Source organism: Bradyrhizobium sp. HKCCYLS2038 (assembly GCF_051167655.1).
Taxonomy (GTDB): Bacteria; Pseudomonadota; Alphaproteobacteria; order Rhizobiales; family Xanthobacteraceae; genus Bradyrhizobium.
Genome location: NZ_JBNPTM010000014.1, coordinates 98,461 through 125,225, shown reverse-complemented (window position 1 = coordinate 125,225; position 26,765 = coordinate 98,461). Strand labels below are relative to the sequence as shown.

Sequence of the window (26,765 nt, the reverse complement as noted above, 5' to 3'; positions counted from 1 at the left end):
GCTTCGCCGCTTTGCGGGTCAGGGAGCCGGGCTCGGCCGCGCCACGCGTAGCCGCAAAGCGGCGAAGCGTGGTGCCCCTGGCCGGAATCGAACCAGCACTCCTTGCGGAACTCGATTTTGAGTCGAGCGCGTCTACCAGTTCCGCCACAGGGGCATTCGCGCCGGACCCTGGGCAGGAACCCGTGCGAAGCGGGCGGACTATAGCGGGCGGCCGGGCAGGGTCAACCCGCACGGACGTGATGGTGGCTCATCTCGACAGCTTTCGCTGGCGGGAGTAGGAGCCGGGACGGGCCCGGCATGGGGCCGCAAGACAGCCCGCGTTAAGACAGCCCGCGTTCGGGAGGATCGATGAGCAATACCTCGGTGATGGCACGCCCGGCGGTGGGGGCGCTGAGCCCGGCGGTGACGGCGGCGCTGCTCGCGGCCGGCATCGCGGCGGCGACCCTGGCCGGTGCCTGGTACATGCAGCTGGTGTGGGGCCTGCAGCCCTGCGAGCTCTGCCTGAAACAGCGCTGGGCCTATTACGCCATCGTCCCGCTGGGGCTCGTGATGGCATTGGCAGCAAAGGGCGGCGCACCGCGCGGTCTGGTGCTCTCCGGACTGGCGCTGATCGCGCTGGCGGGCCTCGGCAATGCCGGGCTCGGCGTCTACCACTCCGGCGTCGAATGGGGCTTCTGGCCGGGGCCGACCGAATGCACCGGGCCGGTCGGCAATCTCGGCAGCGCCGGCAACCTGCTGGAGCGGCTCGACAGCGTGAAGGTCGTGCGCTGCGACGAGGTGCAGTGGCGCTTTCTCGGCCTGTCCCTGGCCGGCTACAGCGTGCTGATCTCGCTGCTGACAGCCGCCATCGCCGGCTGGGGCTTCACGCGCAAGCCGGGTGCCGTCTAATCGTCGACGTCCTCCTGCGGCCGTCCGAACAGATGGACGATGCCGGGGGTGGCGATGGTGACGAACACGAATCGCGACAGATGATGGGCGCCGACGAAGATCGGGTCGATGTGCAGGGTCAGCGCCAGCGCCAGCATCGCGTCCATCGCGCCGGGCGCAAAGGCGACGATGGTGTCGGAGAAGCGCACATGCGTCACCAGCACGATCACGGTGACGAACAGCGCTGATATCGCGACCGCGATCGCGAACGAGCCGAGCGCGGCCCTGAGGTGGCCGACCAGCGTCTTGACCCGCATCCGCGCGAAGCGGCTGCCGATCAGGGCGCCGATGCCGATCAGGGCGGCGCCGCGCATCCACTCCGGCAGGCCGCCCTCGACCAGGCCTGTGCCGTGCAGCACGCCGCTCGCGACCATGGCGCCGAACAGCCAGCTCGCCGGAAACTTGATCAGCTGCATCAGCACGGCCGCTGCCAGCGAGGCCACCAGCAGCGCGAGCAGGCCGAGCGGCGAGGCGACGCTCTGGTCGAGCGAGACCGGCGCCGCCGGCGCGACGCCTGCGATTGCCAGCACCAGCGGCAGCGCCGCGGTCAGGATGATCACGCGCAGCGTCTGCACGACGGCGATCGCCGGCAGGTCGGCGCCGCGCTCGACCGCGAGCATCGTGATCTGCGACAGCGCGCCGGGGCTGCCGGCGAGTAGCGCCGAGGTGCGGTCCCAGCCATGAACGCGCTGCAGATACAGGCTGGAGCCGAAGGTCGAGCAGAAGGTCGCGAGCGCCAGCAGCGCGATCGTCACCGGATAGGCGCCGACATGGGTGATCAGCTCGCGCGACACGATCGCGCCGATGGAGATGCCGAGCAGCAGCAGGATGGTCTGGGTCAGGATCGGCGGCATCGCCAGCGGGCGGCCGGCAATGGCGGCGATCCCGGTCGCGATCATCGCGCCGGAGATCAGGCCGCCGGGCAGATGGGCGAACAGGAAGACCAGGCCGCCGGCGGTGCCCAAGGCGAGCGTCTCGAGCGCGCTCAGGGTCTTGGCGCGGCTGGGCGGAGCGAACGGGAGGGAGGAGATGATCTGGCGCACCGGCGGCTTATGCCAAAAGCTGCTATCGCGAACAATTCCCGCCGTCGCGCAGGCGCCATGCGCGCGGGCGCTGGGCGGCGATCATTTCGGCTTGTCGGGCGGGGTCGCGGGCGCGGGAGTGGTCGCCGCCGCCGCTGCGGCCGCCTTGTCCTGCTTGCAGGCGGAGCGGAATTTACCCCTCGCCTTGCCCTTCAGCCCCTGGTCGTCGGCCTCCTTGGAGCAGGCGACGGAGATCGCCCGCCGGGCCGTCTTCTCCATGGTGGCGAACTTGTCGGTGGCGGCGTCGGGCCGCGACGGCAGGGTCAGTCCGGGTTGCGAGACGGCGGGGCCGGCGGCCAGCAGGATGGCAGCTGCGGCGGCCGCCGCTGCCACCCGGGCAGTGAATGTCATGCAGAATTCCTCGAACGATAGGCACGGCGCAGTGTCCGGCAATGCTGAACCCGGTATGAATGGAATGAGCCGGATCGCAGCGCGACGCAAATTATATTTTCGTTGCCCTGCCGCCCTGTCTGCCTTGCCGGAAGCCGGTGCACCGCTAGACTCATTGTCCCATTCAACATGCTCCACAGGGAGATCTGGGATGAGTTTTCACGCAAAATCATTGGTTGCTTCGTCACTCGCCGCGCTCACCGTCATCGGCTTCGCAACTTTCGCCGCCGCGCCGGCTCAGGCGCTGACAGCGCAGGAATGCAGCGCCAAGTACAAGCAGGCCAAGGACGCCGGCACGCTGAACGGCCAGAAGTGGAACGACTTCCGCAAGGCGCAGTGTAGCAGCGATGCCGCCGCCGCGCCGGCAGCGGCTCCGGCCGCGCCCGCCGCCGAGGCCAAGCCGGCCAAGGACACGAAGTCGGCCGCCAAGGAGGCTGCACCGGCGGCCGCGCCGAGCGGTCCGGCCGTGTATCCGAATGCGGTGGATCCGAAATATGCCAAGGAGACGGCCGGCAAGGCCCGCATGCACACCTGCGTCGACCAGTACAATGCCAACAAGGCGACCAACGCCAATGGTGGCATGAAGTGGATCGAGAAGGGCGGCGGCTACTACAGCGAGTGCACCAAGAAGCTGAAGGGCGCTGCCTGAGCGACGCGCTCACGAGCCACGATCGGCGGCCGGCTGCGTCTGCATCCGGTCGCGCGTGCTCCCGCAGGACGCCATCTTGCAGTCATTGCCGACCTGACCGACGATAGCGGCAATGATTGCAAGCCTCGGCCTCATCCTGCTCTGTCAACTGATCGGCGAAGTTATCGTCCGCAGCCTGGCCCTGCCGCTGCCGGGGCCGGTGCTGGGCCTCGTCGCGCTGCTGGCGCTGCTGCTGCTGCGCGACAAGATCCCTGTCCTGGCCGTCGGGCCGCTCGCCAGCGACGGCGCGGAGGGAGGGATCGAAGGCGTCAGCCGCGTGCTGCTCGCCAACCTGTCGCTGCTGTTCGTGCCGGCCGGCGTCGGCGTCGTCCAGAAGCTCGATCTGATCGCCGCGCATGGGCTGGCCATCGCCGCCGTCCTCGTGCTCTCGGTCGTCGTGACGTTGCTGGTGACGGTCGCGGCGTTCGTGGCGACCAGCCGCCTGCTGGCGCGGAAGCGGGAGCCGTCATGAGCGCAAACCCGTTCTCGCTCTGGGTCTATCTGGCGCAATCGCCGCTGCTGTGGCTGAGCGTGACCTTGGTGGTCTACGCCGTCACCGACGCGGTGTCCGTGCGGACGCGCCGGCATCCGCTCGCCAATCCGGTGCTGCACGCGATGTGGATCGTCGCCGTGGTCCTGCTGCTGACCGGCACGCCCTACACGACCTACTTCGCCGGCGCGCAGTTCGTGCACTTCCTGCTCGGACCGGCCACCGTCGCGCTCGCCGTGCCGCTGTACCAGAACCGCAAGGTCGTGATGCTGGCCATCGTGCCGATGCTGGCGGCGCTGCTGATCGGATCGGTGACCGCGATCGCCTCGGTGGTCTGGCTGGCTGAGGCCTTCGGACTGCCGCGCGACGTGGTGCTGTCGCTGGCGCCCAAATCGGTCACCGCCGGCGTCGCCATGGGGATCAGCGAGTCGCTGCACGCCGATCCCTCCCTGACCGCTGTCGCGGTGGTGCTCACCGGCATCATCGGCGCCGTCATCGTCACGCCGCTGATGAACCGCACCGGGATCACCGATTTCCGCGCCAGGGGATTTGCCGCGGGGCTCGCCGCGCACGGCATCGGAACCGCACGGGCGTTCCAGGTCGATGCGCTCGCCGGCACCTTCTCCGGCATCGCCATGAGCCTGAACGCGCTGGTGACGTCGTTCCTCGTTCCGCTCGCGGTCACGGTGCTGGTCCGATGAATTTCGGGCTTGCCTTCACCGCCGGGAAGTGACCCATGCTGCCGCCATGATTTCTGCGACTCAAGCCATTCTCGGTGTGCTCTGCGGCGGCATGGTCGGCTTCTCGCTCGGCCTGGTCGGCGGCGGCGGATCCGTGCTGGCGGTGCCTTTGATGGTCTATGTGGTCGGCGTGCCCGAGCCGCACATCGCCATCGGCTCGAGCGCGATCGCGGTGGCGACCAATGCCGCGATCAACCTCGCCAACCATGCCCGCGGCGGCACCGTGATCTGGCCGATCGCGGCGCTGTTCGCGGCGGCCGGGATCGTCGGCGCGTTCACAGGCTCGCTGCTCGGCAAGATGGTCGACGGCCAGAAGCTGCTGGCGCTGTTCGCGCTGGTGATGATGGTGATCGCCATGCTGATGCTGAAGACCCGCGCCCGCGTCGGCACGCCCGACGTGAAGATGAGCATGGCCAATTTTCCGGCCATCGCCGGCTTCGGCCTCGCCACCGGCACGCTGTCCGGCTTCTTCGGCATCGGCGGCGGCTTCCTGATCGTGCCGGCGCTGATGGCGGCGACGGGCATGCCGATCATGAATGCGGTCAGCTCGTCGCTGGTCGCGGTGACGACGTTCGGGCTCACCACGGCGGCGAGCTACGCGTGGTCGGGGCTGGTGGCCTGGGACCTCGCTGGGCTGTTCATCGCCGGCGGTATCGCCGGAGGTCTTGCCGGAACGCGGCTGGCGCGCCATCTCTCGGAGCGGCGCGGCGCGTTGAACGTGGTGTTCTCGATCGTGATCGCGGCGGTGGCGCTGTACATGCTGACGCGCAGCCTGCTGCATATCTGGAGCTGAAGTCATGAAACGCGGTACGTCGGGCGAGATCGCCCTCGCGGCCAATCGGCGCGAGCTTTTGACTTTCTTGGGCGCCGGCGCCGCGCTGTCCTTGTGGACGCAGGCCGGTCGCGCCGATGACGAGGCCGGCGAGCCGGACGAGGCTTCGGTGCTGCGCGACCCCGATGCGCCCGTGCTCGGCAATGCCGCCGGTGACATCGCGATCGTCGAATGGTTCGACTACAATTGTCCGTACTGCCGCAAGCTCGATCCCGAGCTGCAGCAGGTCGTGCATGATGACGGCAAGGTCCGCTGGGTGCTGAAGGAGTGGCCGATCCTCGGCCCGGTATCGGTGGTGGCGGCGCGGATGGCGCTGGCCTGCAAGTATCAGGACAAGTACGCCAAAGCGCACGACGCGCTGATCGGCACCAGCTCGAAATTGACCGAGCCACGCATCGACGAGCTGCTCGCCGAAGCGGGCATCGACATCGATCGCGCCAGACGCGATCTCGCGGCCAACAGCAAGGCGATCGATGCCATGTTGGCTCGAAACGACAGCCAGGCGCGCGGCCTGCGCTTCCGCGGCACGCCGTCCTTCATCGTCGGCAAGTTCAGGGTGCCGGGCGTGTTGACTATGGCGCAGTTCGAGCAGGTGATTGCCGACGCCCGCAAGGCGAAGGCCGCCAACTAGGAGCAAAATCCTCAGGCGCAAAGCGAAAGGCGCCCCGACCTGAGGTCGAGACGCCCTGCAAACGAGCGGTGCTGCGCGTTACTTCGACGAGATGCGAACCCAGTCGTCATGCGCGCGGGTCTTGAGCGAGTTCCAGCTGTCCGCCGCGACATCCCAGTTGACGATCGTCCGGCGCGACTGCGCGGTCGGCCCGTTGGCGACTTCCGAGGTCTGCATCGAATCGTGGATGTAGACGCCGAACCCCAGAATGAGCGCACCCAGGATCATTCCCACCAATGTCCGCATGATCATGTTCTCCAGTGTGACGGCCGACAACGCCGCCGTCGAAGCTTGGTTCCGCGCGTGCCGCGGAAGGTTCAAGCGGGACCAGACAGACTAAGTGCGTGGTTTTTCAGGACGCGATTCGGGCGCCGCAGTGACCAGATTGAGCGATTTGAGTTCGTCGGGCTTGAATGTGAACAGCTGGTCGTGCGGCGTCTCCATCGCGTGCACCCAGACCTTCAGGTCGATGCCCATGTCGGCGAGGTAGCGCTGACAACGTGCCGAGACGTTCTGCGCGACGCTCATGTCATCCTCGGAGCGGGCGGCGGTGGCGGAGCGGACTGCGGCGATCTGATGCACGCCGATGACGGCGCGCTCGCCGGCGCGGCGCTCGGTGCCGCCGGCGAACAGCAGCGGGCACGACGAGGCGCAGGTCTTGCCGGCCTCGACCTCAGTCGCGAATTTGCGTGCACGAACCAGCCGTCCCATCGCCAGCGCATCGGCGACCGAGCCGCCCGGCGAGTTCAGCACGATGGTCTTGATGTACTCGCCGTGCCGCTCGATCTCATCAGTGAAAGCTCGCGCGCTGCCCGGCGTAATCGTGCCCGTCGCATAGAGCCGCCCGCCGCCGCGCAGCTCGAGGCTCATGGGCCGCTCCAGCGCGAGATCGCCCTTGGGCAGCGGCATCAGTCGCTTCAGCAACGGTCCGAGCACCGACGGAGCGTCCGTCGGTGCGTCGGGCTGGCTGCGCTGTATCTCGAGCGGTGGCGAGGCGGCATCGGTTACGACGCCTGCACCGTTCAGCTCAACGAGGTCGGCCGCAAGCACGACGACGGTCACGACGAGGATCGCGCGGAACGTCCAACGCAGGATGCTCTCGTCGGGATTGTCGGCGAGCCAGGCACGGACGCGGCGGTTCAAGGCCGACGCCATCGAACTACTTTCCGACCCGCGCTGACGACAGCGAGGTGACGTTCTCGTCCGCGACCGCGGCGGGAGCAGGGGCAGGTTGCGGCTCGAGCGCCGGCGTGGCGGCCGGGACGTCGGGCGCAATGGTGGGCCGTGACTCGGCCGCCCGCCTGGCGTCCTCGACCTCGCGGGCCACCTGCATGGCGGCGACGAGGTCTGCCGCGGTGAGGCTGGAGGCACTCACGGCCGGCAGGCCTTCGCGACGGATCGCGGCATGAACGACGCAGAGGATCAGAACCAGCACCGCCGGCATCAGGTCGATCGAGATCGCGCCGGCCCAGCTCGGGATGAAGTCGCCGGCATAGCGCAGCACCGCTTCGGCCGGCGATAGCGTCTGATAGCGCGTCGGCTCGATGCGCGGCAGCGCCAGGATCTTGTCGGCGGCATCAGCCAGCGAGGCGGCCTGCGTCGCGATCGCACTTTCGACCTTGCCGACGACAGCGGTCTGGCGCTCGGCCAGATCACCGCTGCGCCCGCTGGCCGCCGGCGCGATGAAGCCCGCGGAGAGCGAGGTTGCAGCGCGCCTCACGGCGGGCGCTACCGAGGTCTGCTGCAGATTGGCGATCACGCCCATCAGGTTGAGCGATTCGGTGGCGAAGGCGTCGCTGCGCGTCGCGATTGGGCCGCGGTCGGAGATCAGCTCGCGCATCTTGGCGAGGCTCTTGCTGCCCTGCTCATAGAGCGCGGAGACACGCTTACCGGACTCCTGCACCTGCTGTCCCAGTCCATCGAGCTGCGTCGACATCTGCGCCAGCAGTTGCACGACGGTGCCCGAGCCGGAGGTGCCGGTGAGCGAGCCGGCGCGCTCGGCCTCCGCCAGCTTGGCGAAGCGCGACGAGGCAAGCTGGATGTCGGGCAGCAGGCTCTGCGCTGCAATCGCCTGGCTGTTGGCGCGGTCGAGGTCGCGCGTGTAGTTCTGCACGGTGATCGCAAGATGCTGCTGAATGGCCGCGGCGCCGGCCAGCGCGGACGCGTTCAGCCATGACGACATCGCTACGATCATCAGCGAGCCCAAAAGCATGCAGCCGGCCATCAGCAGCCGCCCGACCAGGCTGGTCACGTGCGGCATGAACTGCATCATGAACACCCAGAACGCATAGATGCCCACGGAGACCGCAACCGAATAGATGACGGCTGCGAAGAACACGGTCGTCGGGCTGCCGTTGAGCAGCTCGCGGACGCCGAGATAGGTGTAGACGCCGGCGGCGAGCGCCAGGATCGCAGTGGTCAGCTTGAGCGTGACCTCGAGGCGGTTGACGCCGTTGCTGAGCAGAACGGAGGTGGTGCGAGCCGAGGCAAGATGTGCGGCGGGCGCGGGCATGAACGGTCCTTCGGCGGCATCAGATCCGCCCTGAGCAGCGCCCCCGCTGTTTGGCCAAGCGGTTACCAATGCGGAGAAAATCCGTCGAGATTATGTCGCGGATCTTACCGATCGGTCATGTCGCATGGAGTCGCGAGGAACGGAGCGTCAGCTCATCAACCAGCGCAGCAGCTCGACGTTCACCTCGCGCGGATAGCAATGGCTGAGATCGTCGATCTCGCGATAGACGACGTGGGCGCCGGTTCTTGCCAGCGCATCCTGGGTGTGCCGGGCGATCTCGACCGGAAACATCCAGTCCAGCCGGCCGTGCACGATCTGGATCGGCAGTCCGCGCAGCCGGTCGCGGTCGGCAATCTGCGCCATCAGCGGATGGAACGTCGCGGCGACGGGGGCGAGGTGAGTGAAGGGCGAGCCGCCCTCCAGCCCGCTGACATAGCAGAAGGTGCCGCCGTCGCTCATTCCGGTCAGCAGCATCCGCGCGGGATCGACGGCGACGCGGCTGCGGACGAGATCGAGAATGCGCCCGAGGTTCGGCGTATCCGCGTCCTCGCCCATCAGCGCCCAGGTCGGGCCGGTCGCGGTCGGCGCCACCAGGATCGCGCCGAGGCTGCGCGCGGCGCGCAGCCAGCTCCACAGGAAATCGCGCCCGTTGCCGCTGCCGCCGTGCAGCGCCATTACCAGCGGCCAGGCCCGATCAGCCGTATAGTATTCCGGCACGTACAGCGAAAAGCCGCCGCGGTTGCCGATCTCGTTGTGGTCGTGAAACACGGCGTCCTTGCCGGCCGATGCCGCCAGCAGCTGGCGCAGCGCCTCGTCGTTGCCGGCGGCCGGATCCAGGAAGAATTCGCTCAGCGGAGGCAAGGTCGCCGCCAGCGGAAACAGCGCCTCGAGCGCGCGCGGCAACTGGCGCAGCGCGCGGAACACGTCGACCAGATCGCCCTCGCCGCGATGCACGGCGCGCAGGCCTGCGAACGACGTCAGCGCGGCATCGGCCGCCGAATCGAAAGCGATGCGGATGTGGGAAAAATCGGCCGGCCACGTGGTGAGATGCGCGCGCGCGGTCTGCAGGGCCTGATCGGGATCGCCGATGTCGGCCATCACGCGGTCGAAATCCGCCGGGTTGAGATAGCGCGCGACGTAGGACAGGGCTTCGAGTGACTGCAGCAGCGGCGGCAGCACGATGAGAATATCGTCCACCACGGCTTCGGTCATGCAGATCTCCTGGTCGAACGGGCCTGATGTGTCACCCGCCGGCCTGCGAGCGCTCTTATGCAACGCAAAATCGGCCGCGCGGGCAATGATCATTTTCCGAACGGGCGTTCGCTCCGCGCAAATTCGTGCTCCGACGCATATCATATGGCAACGCTTCGCTCACCATGATGGGATCGCGCGTCAGGCGCATCACGCGCAAATACACGTGTGGACGAATCGCAATTGACAAACATCCGGCGCGATGTCGCACTTCATGAAAGCCGACGGCGCAGCAACGCAGTTCCCTCGTGAACGGATTGCTGCGGTCAAAACTGCCGACCGGCTCTCAGGGGGATGCGCACATGACCACTTCGCCGTCGGCCGCGTTGATCAACGCAGTGCTAGCCATGGACGTCTACAACAGGGGCGTCAACGCGGCGCTCTCCGTCACCTTCGATCGCATTGGCAGCTATCAGCTGGTGGCCGGCAGCGTCGCGGCCGCCGCGGACAATTTCGAAGCGGCGACCTATCAGCTGATCGGGGACCCGTCGACGCGAATCATCTCCTATCGCGGCACCGACAGCGTCGCCGACGTACCGGCCTGGCTCGGCGGGGCCGGGCTCACCGGCTGGCCGACACAGTTTCCGGACGCCGAAGCGTACTACAAGACGTGGGCGACGACGGCCAACGTGTCGCTGACCGGTCACTCGCTGGGTGGCGGCCTGGCCGGCTATATTGCGGCACTCAACAACAAGGTGGCCTACGCCTATGATGCGATGCCGTTCGAGTTCGCGGCCGAGGTCCGCTACGATCAGCTGCACGGCTTCTGGGGCGCGCTGACGTCGCATCCGGTCGACCGCTACAACGACATCCACATGGTCTCCGTCTCCGGCGAGGTCCTGCAATATGTGCGGGCGGCAGCCCCCGTGCTGGAAGCGCCGCTGGCGCTGCTGCAGCTCGGGCCGGTCGCCGGTGCGCTGGCGATCGCCGACGCGGCGATCGGCATCTCGTCGGAGCAGAAGACCGTGCTTGGCGCCGGCACGAATCTGGGGCTCGACCCGGTCCAGCTGCATTCGATCGCGCTGCTGACGATGATGCAGTGGGCCAGCGACAACAACGCGCAGGATTGGAAGAAGGCCGCGGCCGTGCTCCTGGCGCCGCTCGAAGACGACGCGATTGCCACGGCCGTCGGCATTCCCGCAGCCGGCATCGGCGGCGCGGGCGCGCCAGCCGACAAGATGAAGGACATGATCGCCTATTCGACGGTGACCGACGCGAGCGGCTACGGCAACAGCGCCGTGCAGGCGCTGTTCAACGGCGGCGGCGTGCTCGGCGACAGCGTCAGCGCTGCGACGACAGCGGCCTATCTGAAGGCTGCCGGCGTCGAGAAGGCGCTGGCCGAGATCGTGGTCGAGTATTCGGCGCTGCTGGCGCAGAACCATGATGAGGTGACGGCGTCGACGCCTGGCGTGGTCGGACACGAGCACGGCGTGCTCTACCAGGACCTGGCCAAGAACCTTCTGGTCGCGGACCTGTCGTCAGCGCTGTGGTCGCACACGGACACCGGATCGGCGGTCGACATCCTCGGCACGGTCGCGCTGATCGACGCCGTCGCGAGCGTCGACGGCGAGGACGCCACGCTGATCGACATGGCGATCGGCGTGCTCTGGGGCGGCAAGACCGACAATCTGGATTGGCTGAGCGCAGCCCTGAGCGATGCGTCGACCAGCGTTGCGATCGACGCGGTTTCAGGCGTGGTGATCGCGGCGACTGATGGCGCGCTCCTGATCGCAGGCGGCGGCAACGACACGCTGTTCGGAACCGCCAACAACGATCTACTGATCGGTGGCGGCGGCAGCGACGTGCTCAAGGGCGGCGCCGGCAACAACATCCTGGTCGGCGGCGTCGGCGCCACCTATGTCTATGCGCCCGGCGACGGCAACGACGTCATCATCAATGGTGTCGCCTCGCTGTCGAAGCCGACGGGAACGCTGGATTTCGGCACGGCCTACACGGCGGAAAATTTCTGGTTCGTCAAATCAGGCAATGATCTCGACATCGACATTCTCGGCACCCATCAGCAAGTCACCGTCGCGGACTGGTTCCTCGGTGGCTCCTATCAGCTGCAGGAGATCAAGGCCGGCGGTCTGGAGCTCGATACGCAGGTGTCGCAGCTGGTGCAGGCGATGGCGAACTACGCGCAGGCTCATCCCGGCTTCGATCCGGCGCTGGCTTCGCTGCTGCCGACCGATGCACAGCTGCACGACCAGGTCGCTGCGGCCTGGCACGTCGTTGCGTGAGGCCGCGCCGCGTCAGTGCATTCGCGGCGCCTTCAGCATCTTGGCGCGGTCCGTGGAGGCAACCGTGACGTCGAAGTCGACGCCCTCATGGTGCACGGTCAATGGCACGTCCACGCCGGCGTCGCCAAGCGCCCAGAGCTTGCGGTAGAACTCGCTCTGGCTCGTCACCTTGTCGCCGTTGATGCCGAGAATGACGTCGCCGGACTTCAGCTCGGCGCGGGCGGCCGGCCCGTTGGTGGCGACGCCGATCACCACGACGCGATCGTCGACCTCGGTCGCGAACATGCCGAGCCAGGGCCGTGCCGGCTTGTTGACGCGGCCGAAGCGGCGGAGATCGTCGATGATCGGCTTCAACAGGTCGATCGGCACGACCATGTTGACGTGCTCGGCCTTGCTGTCGCGCTCGCGCTCCAACTGCAGCGATCCGATGCCGATCAGCTCGCCCTTGGGCGACAGCAGGCCGGTGCCGCCCCAATTCGGATGCGCCGGATGGGTGAAGATCGCCTCGTCCAGCAGATACTCCCAGTAGCCCGCGAATTCCTGCTTGGCGATGATCTTGCTCGCGACCGATCGCGTCCGGCCGCCGGCGCCGCCGAGCACCACCTGATCGCCGACCTTGGTGGCCGCGGACGAGCCGAGCGGCAAAGCCGGCAGGTCGAGCTGACCGAGCGCCTGTACCAGGCCGAAGCCGGTGGCGAAATCGAATCCCAGCACGTGGCCTTGCACGACCCGTCCATCGTTGAGGTGCAGCCAGACGGATTCGGCCTCGGTGATCAGATAGCCGATCGTCAGCAGCAGCCCGTCATCGATGACGACGGCGTTGCCGGCGCGCTCGGTGCCCAGCGTTTCCGCACTGAACGCATCCGACGGGATGATGGCATGCAGGCCCACGATCGAGGACAACGCGCGGTCGAGATCGTATTGGTAGTCTTCGGCACGAGGCTGGAAGGCAAACGGCACTTTCCATTCCGTCAAAGAAGCCATCTATCTACTCCTGCTTGTCGAGACCCCGGGGGGTGTCGACCAAGCTCCTGCATCATGTCGCGTCATCGCCACGGCGTGAACGCGAGCTTAACATCTTTGGGCGTCGGCGCCAGTTCCGCCGGCCCGCAGCCCTGCCGGGAGAAATGACGCCCTTGCTGTGGTCACCCGCGGCCGCAGCCCTTGCCGATGAGGGGCCACACCAGCCAGGCGCCGGCCGCATAGAGGCCGCCGACCGTCGTTGCCCCCGGTCTCGCCGCGACATGGAAACGCCCGGCATCGAGCAAGGCTCCATCGGACGCGACGATCGCCGAGATCATGCGATCCGACGGCCCGAACACGACGACGGCGTCGGGCCTGACCACGATCGCCATCGCGGCCATGCCCGCGAACCAGGCAAAGGCGACGGCCACGAGCCCCCGCCAGGGCAGGGCACGAGACGGGGGCCTCTGATCAGTAGTCGTAGGCATGCTCGAAGGTGTAGCCGGCGGCGTCGAAACGGGCGATGTCCTGAACCAGCGACCGCACCGGGACGTCGACGCCGATACGGCGCGAGCCCGGACGGGACTGGATCGGGATACTGAATATAGGCAGCCCATCGAAAGCTGCCAGCCGTCCGTCACCCGGAGGTACGACGATGGTGACGAGGATGCGGTGGTTGCCGGCGACTTCCGCGAGCGCGGCGCCGGAATGGCGTCCGAGCTCCTTCGCGAACGCATCGAACCTGGCGTAGCGCTCGGTCTCCACCAGGGTCCCCGCCGTTCCCTTGGCGCCCGTCACCTCGCGGATCACCGTCACGCCCGGGAGGCCCGCGAGCTCGGTCGAGTGCATTCCGGTTACCACGCTCCGGATGGTCAGAACCGCGGGATCATAGCCGGCCGCATAGCCGATGATGGCGGCATAGGCGGCGCGCCCGGCATATTGCAGGCTGAGCGAGACGCGCCGTTCCACCGCGCGCACCGACGGCACGAACGGCGTCTCGCGCCAGAACTGGCCGAGCTTGGCGGCAAAGGGGTAGCGATACCACGGGGTCTGATAGAGGAACGCCGCGTAGTCCTTCAGCAAAGCCAGGTTGAAGGCATCCTCGGCGGTCTTGACGCCCTCGGTGGTGTCCTCGGTGAGCGCGCCGATGCTGTTCTCGTAGGCCCCCTGCAGCGCCATTTCGGCGGTGAAGCTGAAGCCGATGATGTAGTTCGTCAGCTTCTGGTCCGAGCTCGCGGGGCCGGAGCCATCGGCTTGCCGGGTGGCGCGACACAGGCTGCGCCAGAAGCCGGCAATGCTCGACAGATAGTGGAACGCCGACTCCGATTTCTGCTCGGTGACGCCGGCGAGATCGCTGTAGGCGTGGACGATGTACCACTCCGGAAAGGTCAGGAAGCTGTCGCCCTGCGGACTGGAATAGCCTTCATCGGTGATGCCGAATTGCGATATCACCACGGGCGTCGGCACGTCGGCGGTGCAGACGGTCTCGACGCTGATCACCGTGGTCGTGATGGCGATGGCCGCGGCGGCGATGCCGACGCCGACAAGAGTGAGGAATTTGCGGCGCAGGCTCATGCTGATACGGCTCGCATGCGCCATGGCGACCAGCCGACCGCGATGCCGAGCGCGCCGAGCGCCAGATGCGGCACGCTGGAGAGAAACTTCACCAGCCATGACGTGTTTCGGATGCCGTCGATGAAGATCGAGAGGTCGAGGTAGCCGGAGCCGGTGAACACGCCCATCACGCCGTCGAGGAAATACAGCGTGCCGAACACGCGCAGGAAGAATACCGCGCTGCGGCGGGTCAGCATCGCCCCCAGCGCCCACAGGCCGGACGCCACGTGGAGCGCATCCTTGTAGACGTCGAGCTGGAACAGGCCGAACACTCGGCCCTGCGCATCGATGAAGGCGGGGATGTAGTCGGTGGCGGCCGCGAACAGCAGCGCCACGGCGAGCGCGAGCGCAGCGATGCGATAGCGATCCAGGGAGAAGCCGTCCGCGGTTGTCGTCGTCATGCGAAATACGTGTCCCACATCGCGTTGCGGAACAGGAGGTTCGGATCGTAACGCCGTTTGGCGTCAACGAAGCTTGCCATCGCCGGATAGGCCTTCTCGACTTGGTCGCGGCGGGCGTGCAGACGATAGGGCAGATAGAACGCGCCGCCAATCGCGGTGATGCGGTCGATCAAGGCCTCGGTCGTGCGCATCATGTCGATCTCGCCTTCCGGCGAGGTCGATTGCGAGAACGACATCACGGCGGCGATACGGCGCACCGGGGCGATGGTCAGCGCCGGCGTCTTGTCCTCGGCGACATAGCGCAAGGTGACGTTGAGGAATTCGGCGCGCGCCTTGGGAATGATCTCGCGGCAGGCGGTGAGGAACTCGCCGAACCGCTCGGGTGCGACGAAATATTCGTGCAGGATGTCGGTCCGGTGCATGTCCTTCTGCGCCAGATTGGCGACCGGCTCGGCCATCAGCGAGTTGCGGGTGTAGCGGCCGTCGGAGATGGCGGGGCCGAGCCGCGTCTCCATGAACCAGCGCAGCCCCTTGGCGACCTCCCAGCCGGTCTGCGCGCGATAGATCGTGTTGGCGACCCCCGTGAGCTTGCCCGAGTTCGTCACGGCAGGCAGCGTCGCCGGTGCGTCCGGCGCCGGCCGGAAGGTGACGAGCAGGGCGTCGTCGAAGAACGCCTTGCGTGACACCGACATGCGGCCATAGGCCATCTTCACGTTGGCATCGCCGTCGATGCTCTGCGTGAACTTCTCGGCGAATTTTTCCGGCGCCATGCGCTCGAAGCGCGGCTCGAGCAGGACGTTCGGCACCATCTCGACCTCGAGGTCGACGATCACGCCAAACAGGCCATAGCCGCCCATCGCGAGTCCGAACAGTTCGGCATTCTCATTTCGGGAGCACTGCACCAGCGTGCCGTCCGCGAGCAGCATGCGGATCGACTTCACCGTCGAGCCGAACGGACCGTAGGGCACCGGCCAGCCATGGGCGTTGACGCTAAACGTGCTGCCGACGCCGAAATCGCTGTTGGACTGCATCACCGCCGGCGAGAAGCCCTTGGCGTCGAGCGCGGCGATGACGTCCCACCAGCGGTTGCCGGCTCCCGTGCGATAGGTCCGCGCCGCCGTGTCGAGCTCGATCGGGCCGCCATCGAGCGTCACGGCGGTGCCATCGCGGGGCAGGCTCTGGCCGCCCATCGAATGCCGGGCCACCGCCACCGTCATCGGACGCTTCGCCGCCGCGGCTTCCTTCAGTTCCCCGCGCAGGCGCGCGATCAGGTCGTCGGTCGCGGGCTTGGTGATGACGACATGTTTGGCCACCGGCGTCGGGTTGAGCCGGCTGGCATCGTTGAGGATGGTGCGCAGCTCGGCCCGGGCCCGCGGCATCCGCGCAAATGGAAGCGCCGCAGCCGTCGCTGCGGTGCGCAGAAACCGTCGTCTCGAGATCATGGTGCGGACACTCCTCGTCCTCACGGAGTCTATGCCAGCATCGTAAACGTTCGAAAAATTCTCCTGACGGTCAATCCGAGGCCGCTCGCGTCCGGGCCGGCATGATGCGGAAATCGCGGCCGTCCTTGATCCAGCCGGCACGTTCGTCGCGCAGCAGGGTCCGGCGCACCTTGCCGGAATCGTCGCGCAGCATCATGTCGACCAGCTCATAGCTCTCCGGATGCTTGTAGCGGCTGAGCCGGTCGGCGAGGAACGTGCCCATGCCGTCGATGATGCCCTTGATGTCCTTGGCCCGGTCGATCTCGATGATTGCATGCACGCGCTGGCCGAGCTCCGGATCCGGCAGGCCGACGACGACGCAGGAGCGGATGTCGGGATGCGCCATCAGTGCCGCCTCGACCTCGGCCGGGTAGATGTTGGCGCCGCCGCGCAGGATCATGTCGGCCAGCCGGTCACCGAGATAGAGATAGCCGTCGGCATCGAGCCGGCCGACGTCGCCAAGCGATTCCCAACCATCGGCACGCCGCTTCGGCTCGGCGCCGAGATAGTGATAGGTGGCGCCGGGACCATCCGCCGGCAGGAAGTAGATCTCGCCGCTCTCGCCGGGCGCGACGTCGTTGCCGTCGGGGCCGAGAATGCGCAAGCCGCAGGTGTCATCGATCTTGCCGACCGAGCCCTTGTGCTGCAGCCATTCGGTGCCGGAGATGATGGTGCGGCCCTGGCGCTCGGTGCCGCCATAGAGCTCGTAGACGCGCTCCGGCCCGAGCCACTCGATCCACTTCTCCTTAAGCCAGGGCGGCATCGGCGCCGCCATGTGGAACACCATCTTCAGGCTCGACATGTCGTAGTTGTTGCGGATCGCCTCCGGCAGCGCCCAGATGCGGTGCATCATGGTCGGCACGAAGTTGACCCATTGGATGTGCTGCGCCTGGATCAGCCGCAGCGTCTCCTCGGCATCGAACTTCACCATGCCCGTCAATTTGCCGCCGGCGAACAGCGCGTAGTGCGACACGATGAAGGGCGCGTTGTGATAGAGCGGCCCGGGATTCAGCAGCGACGCGCCCCTGGGGATTCCGAGCGGCGGCTCGGCCGCCGTGTCGGTCACCGCCGGCGCATGATCGAGGATGACCTTGGGTCGTCCGGTCGAGCCGCCGGAGGTCATCGCCTTCCAATAGCGCGACACCGGCGCGCTGAGCGGCTCCTCGGAAAACCCCTCGGGCGTGAAGCCGGCCGGCAGCGTATTCGGCGCGTTCCAGTCGGCCTCGCCGCCGACCACCAGCGACGGTTGGAGAATCTCCAGCACCGCGGCCGCTTCGCCGCGCGGCAGCCGCCATGACAATGAGGTCGGCGTCGCGCCGCATTTCCACACTGCAAAACTGGTCTCGAACAGCGCGTTGCCATTGGGCAGGCCGATCGCGACGAAGTCGCCGGGCTTGACACCCTTGGCGGCGAAGGCACGGGCGCGCGCATTGGCGCGGCGTTCGAGCTGCTCCCAGGTCAGCGCCTCGGTTCCATGCTGGACGGCGATGCTGTCCTTCGGTTTGCGCTCGGCATACCAGCGCGGCACATCCGCGAGTGGGATCAGCATCTCGTCCTCCGCATCATCGGCCGCATCGCTCGCGCGCGCCATTCTTGGTCCGCCGGTCACGCGGCAGACGTCAGTGATGAGCAGAGTTGTGCCTCAACCGAGGAGACGCGTCCATACGCGCACGCCGCAGGGTTTCGGATGGCAGTTCTGCGAAATGGCGCTTGTAGTCGAGCGAGAACTGGCTGAAGTGCCAGAACCCGTGACGCACCGCGACGTCGTAAATTCCGTCGCGCGGATCGCGGCCCGACTTCAAATCGCGTCGTACGCGATTGAGGCGCACCGCGCGCCAATAGGTCACGGGACTGGTGCCGAGCACGTCCTGGAAGCAATAACTCAGCTTGCGGCGGCTGGCGCCGACGGCCTTGCAGATGTCGAGCATCGACACCGGCTCGTCCGTCGCGGTCAGCATCATCTCACAGGCCCGATCGACGATGCGCTTGCGCGCTGCGCCGCTGCTGATGTCGTCGCAGGGCCGCGCACTCGGCAGCATGTCGGCGATCTCGACCAGCAAGGCGTTCTGCTGTGCCACGCAGATGGCGTTCTGATGAATGCCGTCGCCATGTTCGCGCGCCATCGCATCGATGGTCGCCAGCAGACCGCGGAAGCGCCGCAGCGCCTCGGGCGGCACCGCCACCGCCCGCATCCGGTGTTTGAGATCGTGCGGCAGCTCGATGGCGAGCTGGCCGATGATGTCCTCGATCTGCTGCGTGGAGATGGTGAGGCCGCGCAATTCGGAGCCGCGCGGCGTGCAGATGTCGACATCGCCATCGAAGGACAGGATCAGCGCATCCTGTGGCACGGCCGTGCCGTTGACATGGACCGGGCCTTCGCCGCGGCAGGGCACCGCCAGACCGAAGCAGCCATGCCCGAGCTGGCCGGACTGCCGGACCTGCTGGCTGGTCAACTCGTGGAAGATGTCGAGCTGCGGCAGCGACAGCTGGGTGAAGCTGCCGCGGAAGGCCCCGGCGCTGATCTGGTCATAGGTCAGCCGCCAGCCGCCGAGATCGGCACAATGCTCGTCGACGTCGGCGCTGCTGGTCTGCAGCAGCCGCGGCCGGTTGTCCTCGGATCGATGCGATGCGGTCAAGATCATGACGTTACGACGGAAATACAGCCCGAACCTTGCAAGACCCGCGCCTGGGCGCAACGTCTTGCGGGTTGCGGAACCATCGATCTTGCCCGATTTCGATAACGCTGTCCCGCGCCTGATTGGCAGTTTCGCCTCACATCCACGTGCCGAGGGAGGACGACATGCGACCGACGGACATCATGCGCGGCTGCCCTCCGCCGGCGGAGGCGCAGGTCACGAAAGCCAACTGGCGCACCTATCCGGCGATCCGCTGGGGCTTCACCCACGCGCGCGAGCTGCTGCCGACCGCGGTGATCCGCCGTGCCGCGCAGCCCTCCTCGCTGTTCTCGGCGCAGCGCGAACTGACCGGCCTGCCGTTCACCGCGCCCGATGGCCAGGCGACCACGATCGCGGAAACGCTGCAGGCGACCGATGCCGATGCGCTGATCGTGATGCATCGCGGCGTCATCGTGACGGAATGGTATGGCGAGGGCATGAGCGTCACCACGCCGCACATGCTGTGCTCCGTGAGCAAGTCGATCTGCGGGACGCTCGGCGGCGTGCTCGCCGCGCGCGGGCTGATCGATCCCGCCGACAAGGTCACGACCCATCTGCCGGAGCTTGCCGACACGGCCTATAGCGACTGCACCATCCGCCACCTCCTCGACATGCAGGTCGGCATCCGCTTCGAGGAGGACTACGACGACCCGAACGGCGACGTGACGCGTTACCGCTATTCGTCGGGCTGGGACGTCGCGCCGCCCGGCGTGCCTTCCGGTGACCAGCGCGATTTTCTCACGACCTTGCGTCCCAGCGGCAAGCCGCATGGCGAGGCGTTTCATTACGTGTCGCCGAACACCGACGTGTGCGGATGGATCTATGAGCGCGCGTGCGGCGCGCCCTATGCCAAGATCCTGTCCGACTATCTCTGGCAGCCGATGGGCGCGGCGGAGGATGCCTCGATCACGCTGGACTCGATGGGAGCAGGGCGGTTCGCGGGCGGCATCTCGGCGACCGCGCGCGACCTCGCCCGCTTCGGCGAGATGATCCGCTGTCGCGGCTTGGTGCAGGGCCGGCAGGTCGTGCCCGGCGCATGGATCGACGACATTCACGATGCCGGCAATCGGGAGGCCTGGACCAACGGCGATCTCGCCTTCGTGTTTCCCGAGGGCCGCTATCGCAGCAACTGGTACACGGTCGACACCAGGCGCCGCGATCTCGCCGCGGTCGGCATCCACGGCCAGTGGATCTATGTCGATGTCGCCAGCGACACCGTCATCGTCAAGCTCGCCACCCAGGCCAAGGCGCTCGACGTCACCCAGGATCATCGCTGGCTGGCCGCGTTTCGCGAGATCATTGCGCATCTTTCCTGACCCGCATCACCGAGGGAGACGCTCGTGCAGGACATCACCGCTTCGGTTGCCGTTGTTCATCCGCTCGATCCGCTGACATCAAACGAGATTGCGGCCGCCTGCAACCTGGTGCGCGCCAGTGCGGCGTCGCCGGACGATTGCCGCTTTCCCATCGTGCGGCTGGAAGAGCCGACCAAGGCCGAGCTTGCCGCTCATGCGAGCGGGCAAACGCTGCCGCGCAGGGCCTTCGTGGTCTCGCTCGACATTGCCAGCGGCTTGTCGGTCGAGCACGTCGTCGATCTCGACGCGAACGAGATCACGGCCCGCAACGTGGTGGCGAATCGCGACGCACCTTATGGCCAGCCGCCGGTGATGCTGGAGGAGTTCTTCCGCTGCGAGGCGGCGGTCAAGGCCGATCCCGGCTGGCGCAAGGCGATGCACCGGCGCGGCCTGACCGACAAGGACATCGAGCTGGTGCAGGTCGATCCGTTCTCGTCCGGCTTCTTCGACCTGCCGTTCGAGCGCGGCGCCCGCATCGTCCGCGCCGTCAGCTATTTCCGCGAGCATCCGCAGGACAACGGCTATGCGCATCCGATCGAGGGGGTCGTTGCCGTCGTCGACCTGATCGCCGGAAAGGTCATCGACCTCACCGACGAGGACCCGGTGATCCCGATTCCGCGCAAGAAGCGCAACTACGGCGCCCATGAGGTGACGGCGCCGCGCACCGACATCAAGCCGCTCAACATCGAGCAGCCACAAGGACCGAGCTTCACCGTCGACGGCTGGAAGGTGGACTGGCAGAAATGGAGCTTTCGTGTCGGCTTCACGCCGCGCGAAGGCCTGGTGCTGCATCGCCTGTCCTATCAGGATGGCGAACGCACGCGCCCGATCATCCATCGCGCCAGCGTCACCGAGATGGTCGTTCCCTACGCCGATCCGACCGCCAATCATTTCTGGAAGTCGGCCTTCGACGCCGGCGAATATGGTCTCGGCATGCTCGCCAATGCGCTCGAGCTCGGCTGCGACTGCCTCGGCAACATCCATTATTTCGACGTGCCCGCCGCCGACAGCAAGGGCGAGCCGTTCGTGATGCAGAACGCGATATGCATGCACGAGGAGGATTACGGCATTCTCTGGAAGCACTACGAGTTCCGCAACGGCCTGTTCGAGGTGCGGCGCTCGCGGCGGCTCGTCATCAGCTTCTTCGCCACCGTCGGCAATTACGACTACGGCTTCTACTGGTATCTGTACCAGGATGGCACCATCCAGCTCGAATGCAAGCTGACCGGCATCATCCAAACCGCGGCGGTGGCGCCCGGCGCGACCTATCCGTGGGGTGGCATGGTCGATGACAACATCGGTGGCCCGACCCATCAGCACTTCTTCAACGCGCGCCTGCACATGGACATCGACGGCGGTTGCAACACCGTGACGGAGCACGAGTTCGTGCCGCGTCCGTGGGGCCGCGACAATCCGCATGGCAACGTGTTCGACACCACCAGCCGCGTGCTGGCGCGCGAGCGTGATGCGGCACGGCTCGCGAATGGGGAGACCGGGCGCTACTGGAAGATTTCGAATCCGAACGTCAAGAATTCCGTCGGCGCCGCGCCGGGCTACAAGCTCGTGGTTACTCCGAGCCCGGTAATGCTGGCGCAGGAAGGCAGCTTCGTGCGCCGCCGCGGCGGCTTCGCCACGAAGCATGTCTGGGTCACGGCCTACGAGCCGGCGGAGAAGTATGCGAGCGGCGATTATCCCAACGTGCACGCCGGCGGCGACGGCCTGCCGCGCTACATCGAGCAGAACCGCAACATCGAGAATGCCGACATCGTCGTCTGGCACTCGTTCGGGCACACCCACGTCTGCAAGCCGGAGGATTTCCCGGTCATGCCGGTCGAATATGCCGGCTTCATGCTGAAGCCCGTCGGCTTCTTCGCAGCCAATGCCGGCTTCGACGTTCCCGCAGACCGGAACGCGAAGAGCGTGCTGAGCGCCGAGACGCCTTCGGGGACGAGCGGCAGCTGCTGTCACGGTTAACGCGTAGGGGTGGATGCATGCCGGGAACAGGTTAGGCGTCAGCGCGTACCGATACGTTGATGTCGCAGCCAGAAACCGGCAAAATCAGCTGCGTCCGCCGTTCCCCATTATGGCCGGTTGTCACCCGGCATGCACGGGGAGAACGAGCTCGGGGGTGGTTCGTTCCGGCGTGACGGGCGGTTAAGAACCTTCTCGGTCGATCGTCATTGACGAACGCGGGGCCAACTCCCGGAGTTCACCATGCACGCTCAACAAATGATCGAAACTCATCCGCATGTCCGCGGACAGGTCAACGATGCGCTCATCCGCTGCATCGAGGAATGCTACTCCTGTGCCCAGACATGCACGTCCTGTGCTGATGCGTGTCTCGCCGAGGACGGCGTCGCCAAGCTGACGCAATGCATCCGCCTCAATCTCGATTGTGCCGATATCTGCAACATCACCGGTCGCATCGCGACGCGGCGAACCGGTTCGGATCAGGAGATGATCCGCCGCATGCTCGATGCCTGCGCCGCCGCCTGCCGGCTGTGCGCGGAGGAGTGCGACAAGCATGCAGAGATGCATGCGCATTGCCGGATCTGTGCCGACGCCTGCCGCAGTTGCCTGAGCGCGTGTGAGGACGCGGGCCGCGGCATGACGCATTGAGCGAGCGCCGCAGGGGGCCTCGAACGATCAAGGGCCGGGCGCGAACGCCCGGCCCGTCCGACCATGGCGACCGGATTGCTCCGGCCCTGAGAACGCCATTGCAGACAATCTGATCGATCAGCCCCCGCCCAACATCGCCGTGAGCTTCGTGAAGATCCCTTCCAGCGTCAGTCCGAGCTGGCCGAGAAGGGTGATGAGCGCGAGCGCGATGGCAGCTGCAATCAGTCCATATTCAATGGCGGTCGCGCCCGATTCATCTTCGTAAAATTTGACGAGTATTTTTTTCACGCTCATCTCCGCCGTCCGTCGATTCCGTTGTCGGGGCGACGTCCGCGAAACTACGGAGTGGAACCTAAGGTAGTATGAACGGAGGATGGTCAAGTTTCGCGGCTTTGCAGAATATGGCAGAATTTCCAGTTGCAGCCGTGATCACTACACGCGGGAGCCTTAGTCCGGAACACCCGCTGCGCGCAGTGCTTCCGCATAGGTTGTGGCCATCGTGCGAACCGGAAACGGAATTCGTGCCAGGAATTGGGACACCGTGAGGTTCGGTTCCACTCGCAGCAGCTGCCGCGCGACCTCGTTGGCGCGCCCACCGTTGCCGGTCTTGACCAGCGCCACGATCAGGACGCGCAGCGCTACGGCGAAACGCCGGTTCTGCGCCAGCGCCGCTTCGGCCCATTGGATGGCCGCGGCGAGATCGTCCTCCGCGACCGCGCAGATCGCCAGCGCGCCGGCGGCGAACCAGCCGCGCGGATCGCGCGGGTTCAGCCGTCGCGCCCGTTCGATCATCGTACGGCCGGCTACCGGATATCCGGCCATGACCTCGATCCAGCCGCTCAACGTCAGCGCCATCGCCGAGTTCGGATTGATGGCGAGCGATCGCTTGAACAGTTCGCGCGCCGGCGCGATCTCGTCGGCCATGTTCCAGATCGCGAACGCCGCCATCCACAGCACCTGCGCGTCGTTGGGAGCGCGTTCGCTTGCCTGCCAGGCCAGCGCCACCGCCGCCGCGCGATGCTCGGCGTCCGGGGCGCTCCAGCCCTGGAAATGGCACAGCGCGCGGCAATAGGCGCTCGCGGCCATGGCCGGCGCCCAGCACGGGTCGATCGCCAGCGCCTGGTCGAGACAGTCCGTCGCCGCCTGCAGACTGTCGGGCGTGAAGGCATCGCGCAGGCTCGCGGCGCGCAGCAGAAGGTCATAGGCATCCGGATGCAGCGGCGGCGTGGCGCGGCGCCGTTCGCCTTCGGCAAGCTCGAGCGTGGGCTCGATGGCGGCGACGATGCTGGCGGTGATGCGGTCCTGCAGCGCGAACACATCGTCGAGTAGTCCGTCGAAGCGCTCGGCCCAGAGATGCGCGCCTGATGTCGCGTCGATCAGCTGCCCGCTGATGCGCAGCCGCGCGCCCGCGCGGCGGACGCTGCCTTCGAGGACGTAGCCGACGCCGAGCTCGCGTCCGACCTCGCGAATGTCGACGGCCTTGCCCTTGTAGGTGAAGGACGAGTTGCGCGCGATCACCGCAAGCCCGCTGCAGCGGGACAGCGCGGTGATGATGTCCTCGACGATCCCGTCGGCGAAGTAGTCCTGCTCGGGATCGCCGCTCATGTTGGTGAACGGCAGCACGGCGATCGCGGGACCATCGAATGCGGCCGCGGCCGTGGCAGGTGTCCTCGCCGCGGCCGCCGTCTCACGGACCTCGCCGACGAAGCGGATGCCCTTGCGTGGAATGGTGCGGATCAGGCGCTGCGTCTCGCCGCTGTCGCCGATCGCGCTGCGCGCGGCGCTGATGCGGCTGGCGAGCGTCGCCTCCGAGACGATGCGGCCGCCCCACACCTCGGCGAGGATCTCGTCGCGGCTGACGACGTGGTCGCGCGTCCGGATCAGGAACGCGAGCAGGTCGAACACCTGCGGTTCCATCGCGATCAGGCTGTCGCCCCGGCGCAGCTCGCGGCGGCCTGGATCCAGCATGAGATCATCGAAGCAATACACCACATGCGCCGCCATGGCTGTCGCAGGATCCAATCCACCTTCGCGTCACGCGTCCTGCAAAATCAAGCCGGCCTCAAGGAAAAATCCACGCCGCCTGCAAGCGCGGCGGCGCGGCAGGGCGCACGATGGACGGATCGGAACCCAAGGAGACGTCATCATGTCCGCCCTGCATCAGAGCCGCCGCCGCTTTCTCAGCCTGGCCGGAACCGCCATCGCTGCTATTAAGCTCGGTTCCAGCGCCGCAACGGCGCAGGGCTTCACGTCCGCGTCGAAGCTGCCCGCGATCAGGACGGGCGCCGCGACGGCGCTCGGACCGATCAAGCAGGTCACTGCGGGAGATGTCAGCATCGGCTATGCCGAGCTCGGGCCTGCTGACGGTCCCATCGTGATCCTGCTGCACGGCTGGCCCTACGACACCCATAGCTTCGCCGACGTGGCGCCGGCGCTGGCTGCGACTGGGCATCGCGTCATCATTCCGCATCTGCGCGGCTATGGCACAACGCGGCTGCTGTCGCCGACCGCCCTACGCAGCGGCCAGCCCGTCGCGGTCGCCGCCGACATCGTGGCGCTGATGGATGCGCTCGCGATCAGGACGGCGACGCTGGCCGGCTACGATTGGGGCGCGCGCACCGCGAACATCATCGCGGCGCTGTGGCCCGAGCGCTGCAACACCATGGTCTCCGTCAGCGGCTACCTGATCGGCAGCCAACAGGCCGGCCGTATGCCGCTGCCGCCCGCGGCCGAACTGCAATGGTGGTATCAGTTCTACTTCGCGACCGAGCGCGGCCGTGAGGGTTACGACAAGAACCGGCGCGCGTTCGCGAAGCTGATCTGGCAGACGGCGTCGCCGAAATGGGCGTTCGACGACGAGACGTTCGCGCGCAGCGCCGCCGCTTTCGACAATCCCGATCACGTCGATATCGTCGTGCACAATTATCGCTGGCGTCTCGGCCTCGCGCAGGGCGAGGCCAAGTACGACGCGCTGGAGGCGAAGCTCGCGACCTTCCCCGACATCGCCGTGCCCACCATCACCATGGAGGGCGATGCCAACGGCGCGCCGCATCCCGCGCCGCAGGCCTATGCCAAGAAGTTCACCGGCCGCTACGAGCACCGGCTGATCACCGGCGGCATCGGCCACAATCTGCCGCAGGAGGCGCCGCAGGCGTTTGCGCAGGCCGTGATCGACGTGATCGCCGGCGCGTAAGCGCAACGATCAGGCGGGAGGCTGGGGGGACCTGCACTGCAGCCACGCCTCTCGCCGCACGATCCATTGCTCGGATCTGGTCTCGCCATTGTGGTGCGCGAGATCGATGAAGCCTGTGAACTCCGCACCGGTCTTCTGCTTGACCCGGCGCGACGCCGCGTTGGTCGCGACGTTGCAGACGGTGAACTGATCGAGGCCGAGCGGGCCGAAGGCGAAATCGTTGACGGCGGCGATCGCCTCGCTCATCAAGCCGCGATTCCAATAGGGTTCGGCAAGCCAGAAGCCGCGATGGCCCTTCACCGACTCGATGCGCGGCCGGAAGTGGATGTTGCCGATGGCTTCGCCGTCGCCGTCGCGCAGCACCAGCACCCATTGATAGATTTCCTCGCCGGCGGCGATCTTGTCGAGCTGCAGCCTGATGAACGTCTCGGCGCCGTCGCCGGGGTAGGGCCAGGGCACCACCGCCGACAGGTTGCGGATGATGTTCCAATTGTCGAACTGGCGCTGGATCGCCGGCGCATCGGTTAACGCCAGCGGGCGCAGGATCAAGCGTGCGGTCTGCAGCTGAGGCGTGAGCATCCCGTGACCCTTTCCAGTCCTCCGCGCGCGCCTCAAACCGCAGCCCGTCCGGGGCGTAACCCC

Annotated in this window: 27 protein-coding genes and 1 tRNA gene; 11 read left to right on the top strand and 17 right to left on the bottom strand. The window is 66.9% G+C overall.

Going from position 1 to position 26,765, the window contains the following annotated elements; genetic code table 11:
* Positions 1 to 69: 69 nt before the first annotated feature.
* Positions 70 to 154, bottom strand: a tRNA-Leu gene (locus tag ACQR1I_RS34750).
* 194 nt (positions 155 to 348) lie between these two features.
* Between ACQR1I_RS34750 and ACQR1I_RS34745 the strand changes: the two genes are divergently transcribed.
* Positions 349 to 888, top strand: a complete 540-nt coding sequence (locus ACQR1I_RS34745; RefSeq protein WP_434870720.1) for a disulfide bond formation protein B — start codon at positions 349 to 351, stop codon at positions 886 to 888.
* Here ACQR1I_RS34745 and ACQR1I_RS34740 read toward each other — a convergent pair.
* Positions 885 to 1,970, bottom strand: a complete 1,086-nt coding sequence (locus ACQR1I_RS34740; protein ID WP_434870721.1) for an AbrB family transcriptional regulator — start codon at positions 1,968 to 1,970, stop codon at positions 885 to 887. The two genes, ACQR1I_RS34745 and ACQR1I_RS34740, sit on opposite strands and share 4 nt — an antisense overlap.
* A gap of 81 nt (positions 1,971 to 2,051) precedes the next feature.
* On the bottom strand, positions 2,052 to 2,360 hold the full coding sequence (locus ACQR1I_RS34735; protein WP_434870722.1) for a hypothetical protein: 309 nt from the start codon (positions 2,358 to 2,360) through the stop codon (positions 2,052 to 2,054).
* Positions 2,361 to 2,550: 190 nt separating this feature from the next.
* Here ACQR1I_RS34735 and ACQR1I_RS34730 point away from each other — a divergent pair, with 190 nt between their 5' ends.
* The 5 genes from ACQR1I_RS34730 to ACQR1I_RS34710 all read left to right on the top strand — a co-directional run bounded on the left by ACQR1I_RS34730 (position 2,551) and on the right by ACQR1I_RS34710 (position 5,780).
* On the top strand, positions 2,551 to 3,048 hold the full coding sequence (locus ACQR1I_RS34730) for a hypothetical protein (protein ID WP_434870723.1): 498 nt from the start codon (positions 2,551 to 2,553) through the stop codon (positions 3,046 to 3,048).
* Between the two features lie 112 nt (positions 3,049 to 3,160).
* Complete coding sequence (locus ACQR1I_RS34725) at positions 3,161 to 3,559, top strand: CidA/LrgA family protein (RefSeq protein WP_434870724.1); 399 nt, start codon at positions 3,161 to 3,163, stop codon at positions 3,557 to 3,559.
* Positions 3,556 to 4,278, top strand: coding sequence for an LrgB family protein (locus ACQR1I_RS34720; protein ID WP_434870725.1), 723 nt, complete (start codon positions 3,556 to 3,558; stop codon positions 4,276 to 4,278). The genes ACQR1I_RS34725 and ACQR1I_RS34720 overlap by 4 nt, the downstream gene beginning before the upstream one ends.
* A gap of 46 nt (positions 4,279 to 4,324) precedes the next feature.
* The gene (locus tag ACQR1I_RS34715) at positions 4,325 to 5,110 is read left to right on the top strand and encodes a sulfite exporter TauE/SafE family protein (RefSeq protein WP_434870726.1); all 786 of its coding nucleotides are present in this window, start codon (positions 4,325 to 4,327) and stop codon (positions 5,108 to 5,110) included.
* A gap of 4 nt (positions 5,111 to 5,114) precedes the next feature.
* The gene (locus tag ACQR1I_RS34710; protein WP_434870727.1) at positions 5,115 to 5,780 is read left to right on the top strand and encodes a DsbA family protein; all 666 of its coding nucleotides are present in this window, start codon (positions 5,115 to 5,117) and stop codon (positions 5,778 to 5,780) included.
* 78 nt (positions 5,781 to 5,858) lie between these two features.
* Here ACQR1I_RS34710 and ACQR1I_RS34705 read toward each other — a convergent pair whose 3' ends face one another.
* The 4 genes from ACQR1I_RS34705 to ACQR1I_RS34690 all read right to left on the bottom strand — a co-directional run bounded on the left by ACQR1I_RS34705 (position 5,859) and on the right by ACQR1I_RS34690 (position 9,543).
* Positions 5,859 to 6,065, bottom strand: coding sequence for a hypothetical protein (locus ACQR1I_RS34705; protein ID WP_008965255.1), 207 nt, complete (start codon positions 6,063 to 6,065; stop codon positions 5,859 to 5,861).
* A 90-nt stretch (positions 6,066 to 6,155) separates the two neighbouring features.
* A complete protein-coding gene (locus ACQR1I_RS34700; protein ID WP_434888877.1) occupies positions 6,156 to 6,974 on the bottom strand; it encodes a hypothetical protein in 819 nt (272 codons plus the stop codon).
* A gap of 4 nt (positions 6,975 to 6,978) precedes the next feature.
* Positions 6,979 to 8,331, bottom strand: coding sequence for a hypothetical protein (locus ACQR1I_RS34695; protein ID WP_434870729.1), 1,353 nt, complete (start codon positions 8,329 to 8,331; stop codon positions 6,979 to 6,981).
* A gap of 147 nt (positions 8,332 to 8,478) precedes the next feature.
* Positions 8,479 to 9,543, bottom strand: a complete 1,065-nt coding sequence (locus ACQR1I_RS34690; protein ID WP_434870730.1) for a phospholipase — start codon at positions 9,541 to 9,543, stop codon at positions 8,479 to 8,481.
* A gap of 341 nt (positions 9,544 to 9,884) precedes the next feature.
* Here ACQR1I_RS34690 and ACQR1I_RS34685 point away from each other — a divergent pair, with 341 nt between their 5' ends.
* Positions 9,885 to 11,822, top strand: a complete 1,938-nt coding sequence (locus tag ACQR1I_RS34685; RefSeq protein WP_434870731.1) for a hypothetical protein — start codon at positions 9,885 to 9,887, stop codon at positions 11,820 to 11,822.
* 12 nt (positions 11,823 to 11,834) lie between these two features.
* On the opposite strand, the gene ACQR1I_RS34680 is transcribed toward ACQR1I_RS34685, so the two are convergent.
* The 7 genes from ACQR1I_RS34680 to ACQR1I_RS34650 form a co-directional block, all read right to left on the bottom strand.
* On the bottom strand, positions 11,835 to 12,806 hold the full coding sequence (locus tag ACQR1I_RS34680; RefSeq protein WP_434870732.1) for a S1C family serine protease: 972 nt from the start codon (positions 12,804 to 12,806) through the stop codon (positions 11,835 to 11,837).
* Between the two features lie 161 nt (positions 12,807 to 12,967).
* Complete coding sequence (locus tag ACQR1I_RS34675; RefSeq protein ID WP_434870733.1) at positions 12,968 to 13,273, bottom strand: hypothetical protein; 306 nt, start codon at positions 13,271 to 13,273, stop codon at positions 12,968 to 12,970.
* Positions 13,257 to 14,360, bottom strand: a complete 1,104-nt coding sequence (locus tag ACQR1I_RS34670; protein WP_434870734.1) for a hypothetical protein — start codon at positions 14,358 to 14,360, stop codon at positions 13,257 to 13,259. The genes ACQR1I_RS34675 and ACQR1I_RS34670 overlap by 17 nt, the downstream gene beginning before the upstream one ends.
* Positions 14,357 to 14,800, bottom strand: coding sequence for a DUF4383 domain-containing protein (locus ACQR1I_RS34665; RefSeq protein ID WP_434870735.1), 444 nt, complete (start codon positions 14,798 to 14,800; stop codon positions 14,357 to 14,359). Before ACQR1I_RS34665 ends, ACQR1I_RS34670 begins: the two co-directional genes overlap by 4 nt.
* A complete protein-coding gene (locus ACQR1I_RS34660) occupies positions 14,797 to 16,242 on the bottom strand; it encodes an FAD-binding oxidoreductase (protein WP_434870736.1) in 1,446 nt (481 codons plus the stop codon). The genes ACQR1I_RS34665 and ACQR1I_RS34660 overlap by 4 nt, the downstream gene beginning before the upstream one ends.
* 70 nt (positions 16,243 to 16,312) lie before the next feature.
* Complete coding sequence (locus ACQR1I_RS34655; RefSeq protein ID WP_434870823.1) at positions 16,313 to 17,830, bottom strand: AMP-binding protein; 1,518 nt, start codon at positions 17,828 to 17,830, stop codon at positions 16,313 to 16,315.
* 70 nt (positions 17,831 to 17,900) lie between these two features.
* Positions 17,901 to 18,923, bottom strand: coding sequence for a helix-turn-helix domain-containing protein (locus ACQR1I_RS34650; RefSeq protein WP_434870737.1), 1,023 nt, complete (start codon positions 18,921 to 18,923; stop codon positions 17,901 to 17,903).
* Positions 18,924 to 19,081: 158 nt separating this feature from the next.
* Here ACQR1I_RS34650 and ACQR1I_RS34645 point away from each other — a divergent pair, with 158 nt between their 5' ends.
* From ACQR1I_RS34645 to ACQR1I_RS34635, 3 genes are all read left to right on the top strand, one after another.
* A complete protein-coding gene (locus ACQR1I_RS34645; RefSeq protein ID WP_434870738.1) occupies positions 19,082 to 20,272 on the top strand; it encodes a serine hydrolase domain-containing protein in 1,191 nt (396 codons plus the stop codon).
* Between the two features lie 33 nt (positions 20,273 to 20,305).
* Positions 20,306 to 22,285, top strand: a complete 1,980-nt coding sequence (locus tag ACQR1I_RS34640; RefSeq protein ID WP_434870824.1) for a primary-amine oxidase — start codon at positions 20,306 to 20,308, stop codon at positions 22,283 to 22,285.
* A 240-nt stretch (positions 22,286 to 22,525) separates the two neighbouring features.
* Positions 22,526 to 22,930, top strand: a complete 405-nt coding sequence (locus ACQR1I_RS34635) for a four-helix bundle copper-binding protein (RefSeq protein ID WP_434870739.1) — start codon at positions 22,526 to 22,528, stop codon at positions 22,928 to 22,930.
* A 117-nt stretch (positions 22,931 to 23,047) separates the two neighbouring features.
* Here ACQR1I_RS34635 and ACQR1I_RS34630 read toward each other — a convergent pair whose 3' ends face one another.
* Both ACQR1I_RS34630 and ACQR1I_RS34625 read right to left on the bottom strand, forming a co-directional pair.
* Complete coding sequence (locus ACQR1I_RS34630; protein WP_434870740.1) at positions 23,048 to 23,224, bottom strand: Flp family type IVb pilin; 177 nt, start codon at positions 23,222 to 23,224, stop codon at positions 23,048 to 23,050.
* Between the two features lie 153 nt (positions 23,225 to 23,377).
* The gene (locus ACQR1I_RS34625; protein WP_434870741.1) at positions 23,378 to 24,934 is read right to left on the bottom strand and encodes a winged helix-turn-helix domain-containing protein; all 1,557 of its coding nucleotides are present in this window, start codon (positions 24,932 to 24,934) and stop codon (positions 23,378 to 23,380) included.
* A gap of 139 nt (positions 24,935 to 25,073) precedes the next feature.
* On the opposite strand from ACQR1I_RS34625, the gene ACQR1I_RS34620 reads away from it, so the two are divergent.
* Positions 25,074 to 26,123 (top strand): alpha/beta fold hydrolase, encoded by a 1,050-nt coding sequence (locus ACQR1I_RS34620; protein WP_434870825.1) that lies wholly within the window; start codon positions 25,074 to 25,076, stop codon positions 26,121 to 26,123.
* 9 nt (positions 26,124 to 26,132) lie between these two features.
* Here the strand turns inward: ACQR1I_RS34620 and ACQR1I_RS34615 are convergent, their stop codons facing one another.
* Positions 26,133 to 26,702, bottom strand: a complete 570-nt coding sequence (locus ACQR1I_RS34615; RefSeq protein WP_434870742.1) for a GNAT family N-acetyltransferase — start codon at positions 26,700 to 26,702, stop codon at positions 26,133 to 26,135.
* Positions 26,703 to 26,765 lie beyond the last annotated feature (63 nt).

Excerpts from the sequence above, each read along its gene's own strand:
- ACQR1I_RS34745 (WP_434870720.1), top strand. The coding sequence starts at position 349 with ATGAGCAATACCTCGGTGATGGCACGCCCGGCGGTGGGGGCGCTGAGC.
- ACQR1I_RS34735 (WP_434870722.1), bottom strand. The coding sequence starts at position 2,360 with ATGACATTCACTGCCCGGGTGGCAGCGGCGGCCGCCGCAGCTGCCATC.
- ACQR1I_RS34730 (WP_434870723.1), top strand. The coding sequence starts at position 2,551 with ATGAGTTTTCACGCAAAATCATTGGTTGCTTCGTCACTCGCCGCGCTC.
- ACQR1I_RS34725 (WP_434870724.1), top strand. The coding sequence starts at position 3,161 with ATGATTGCAAGCCTCGGCCTCATCCTGCTCTGTCAACTGATCGGCGAA.
- ACQR1I_RS34720 (WP_434870725.1), top strand. The coding sequence starts at position 3,556 with ATGAGCGCAAACCCGTTCTCGCTCTGGGTCTATCTGGCGCAATCGCCG.
- ACQR1I_RS34715 (WP_434870726.1), top strand. The coding sequence starts at position 4,325 with ATGATTTCTGCGACTCAAGCCATTCTCGGTGTGCTCTGCGGCGGCATG.
- ACQR1I_RS34710 (WP_434870727.1), top strand. The coding sequence starts at position 5,115 with ATGAAACGCGGTACGTCGGGCGAGATCGCCCTCGCGGCCAATCGGCGC.
- ACQR1I_RS34705 (WP_008965255.1), bottom strand. The coding sequence starts at position 6,065 with ATGCGGACATTGGTGGGAATGATCCTGGGTGCGCTCATTCTGGGGTTC.
- ACQR1I_RS34700 (WP_434888877.1), bottom strand. The coding sequence starts at position 6,974 with ATGGCGTCGGCCTTGAACCGCCGCGTCCGTGCCTGGCTCGCCGACAAT.
- ACQR1I_RS34695 (WP_434870729.1), bottom strand. The coding sequence starts at position 8,331 with ATGCCCGCGCCCGCCGCACATCTTGCCTCGGCTCGCACCACCTCCGTT.
- ACQR1I_RS34690 (WP_434870730.1), bottom strand. The coding sequence starts at position 9,543 with ATGACCGAAGCCGTGGTGGACGATATTCTCATCGTGCTGCCGCCGCTG.
- ACQR1I_RS34685 (WP_434870731.1), top strand. The coding sequence starts at position 9,885 with ATGACCACTTCGCCGTCGGCCGCGTTGATCAACGCAGTGCTAGCCATG.
- ACQR1I_RS34680 (WP_434870732.1), bottom strand. The coding sequence starts at position 12,806 with ATGGCTTCTTTGACGGAATGGAAAGTGCCGTTTGCCTTCCAGCCTCGT.
- ACQR1I_RS34675 (WP_434870733.1), bottom strand. The coding sequence starts at position 13,273 with ATGCCTACGACTACTGATCAGAGGCCCCCGTCTCGTGCCCTGCCCTGG.
- ACQR1I_RS34670 (WP_434870734.1), bottom strand. The coding sequence starts at position 14,360 with ATGAGCCTGCGCCGCAAATTCCTCACTCTTGTCGGCGTCGGCATCGCC.
- ACQR1I_RS34665 (WP_434870735.1), bottom strand. The coding sequence starts at position 14,800 with ATGACGACGACAACCGCGGACGGCTTCTCCCTGGATCGCTATCGCATC.
- ACQR1I_RS34660 (WP_434870736.1), bottom strand. The coding sequence starts at position 16,242 with ATGATCTCGAGACGACGGTTTCTGCGCACCGCAGCGACGGCTGCGGCG.
- ACQR1I_RS34655 (WP_434870823.1), bottom strand. The coding sequence starts at position 17,830 with ATGCTGATCCCACTCGCGGATGTGCCGCGCTGGTATGCCGAGCGCAAA.
- ACQR1I_RS34650 (WP_434870737.1), bottom strand. The coding sequence starts at position 18,923 with ATGATCTTGACCGCATCGCATCGATCCGAGGACAACCGGCCGCGGCTG.
- ACQR1I_RS34645 (WP_434870738.1), top strand. The coding sequence starts at position 19,082 with ATGCGACCGACGGACATCATGCGCGGCTGCCCTCCGCCGGCGGAGGCG.
- ACQR1I_RS34635 (WP_434870739.1), top strand. The coding sequence starts at position 22,526 with ATGCACGCTCAACAAATGATCGAAACTCATCCGCATGTCCGCGGACAG.
- ACQR1I_RS34630 (WP_434870740.1), bottom strand. The coding sequence starts at position 23,224 with ATGAGCGTGAAAAAAATACTCGTCAAATTTTACGAAGATGAATCGGGC.
- ACQR1I_RS34625 (WP_434870741.1), bottom strand. The coding sequence starts at position 24,934 with ATGGCGGCGCATGTGGTGTATTGCTTCGATGATCTCATGCTGGATCCA.
- ACQR1I_RS34615 (WP_434870742.1), bottom strand. The coding sequence starts at position 26,702 with ATGCTCACGCCTCAGCTGCAGACCGCACGCTTGATCCTGCGCCCGCTG.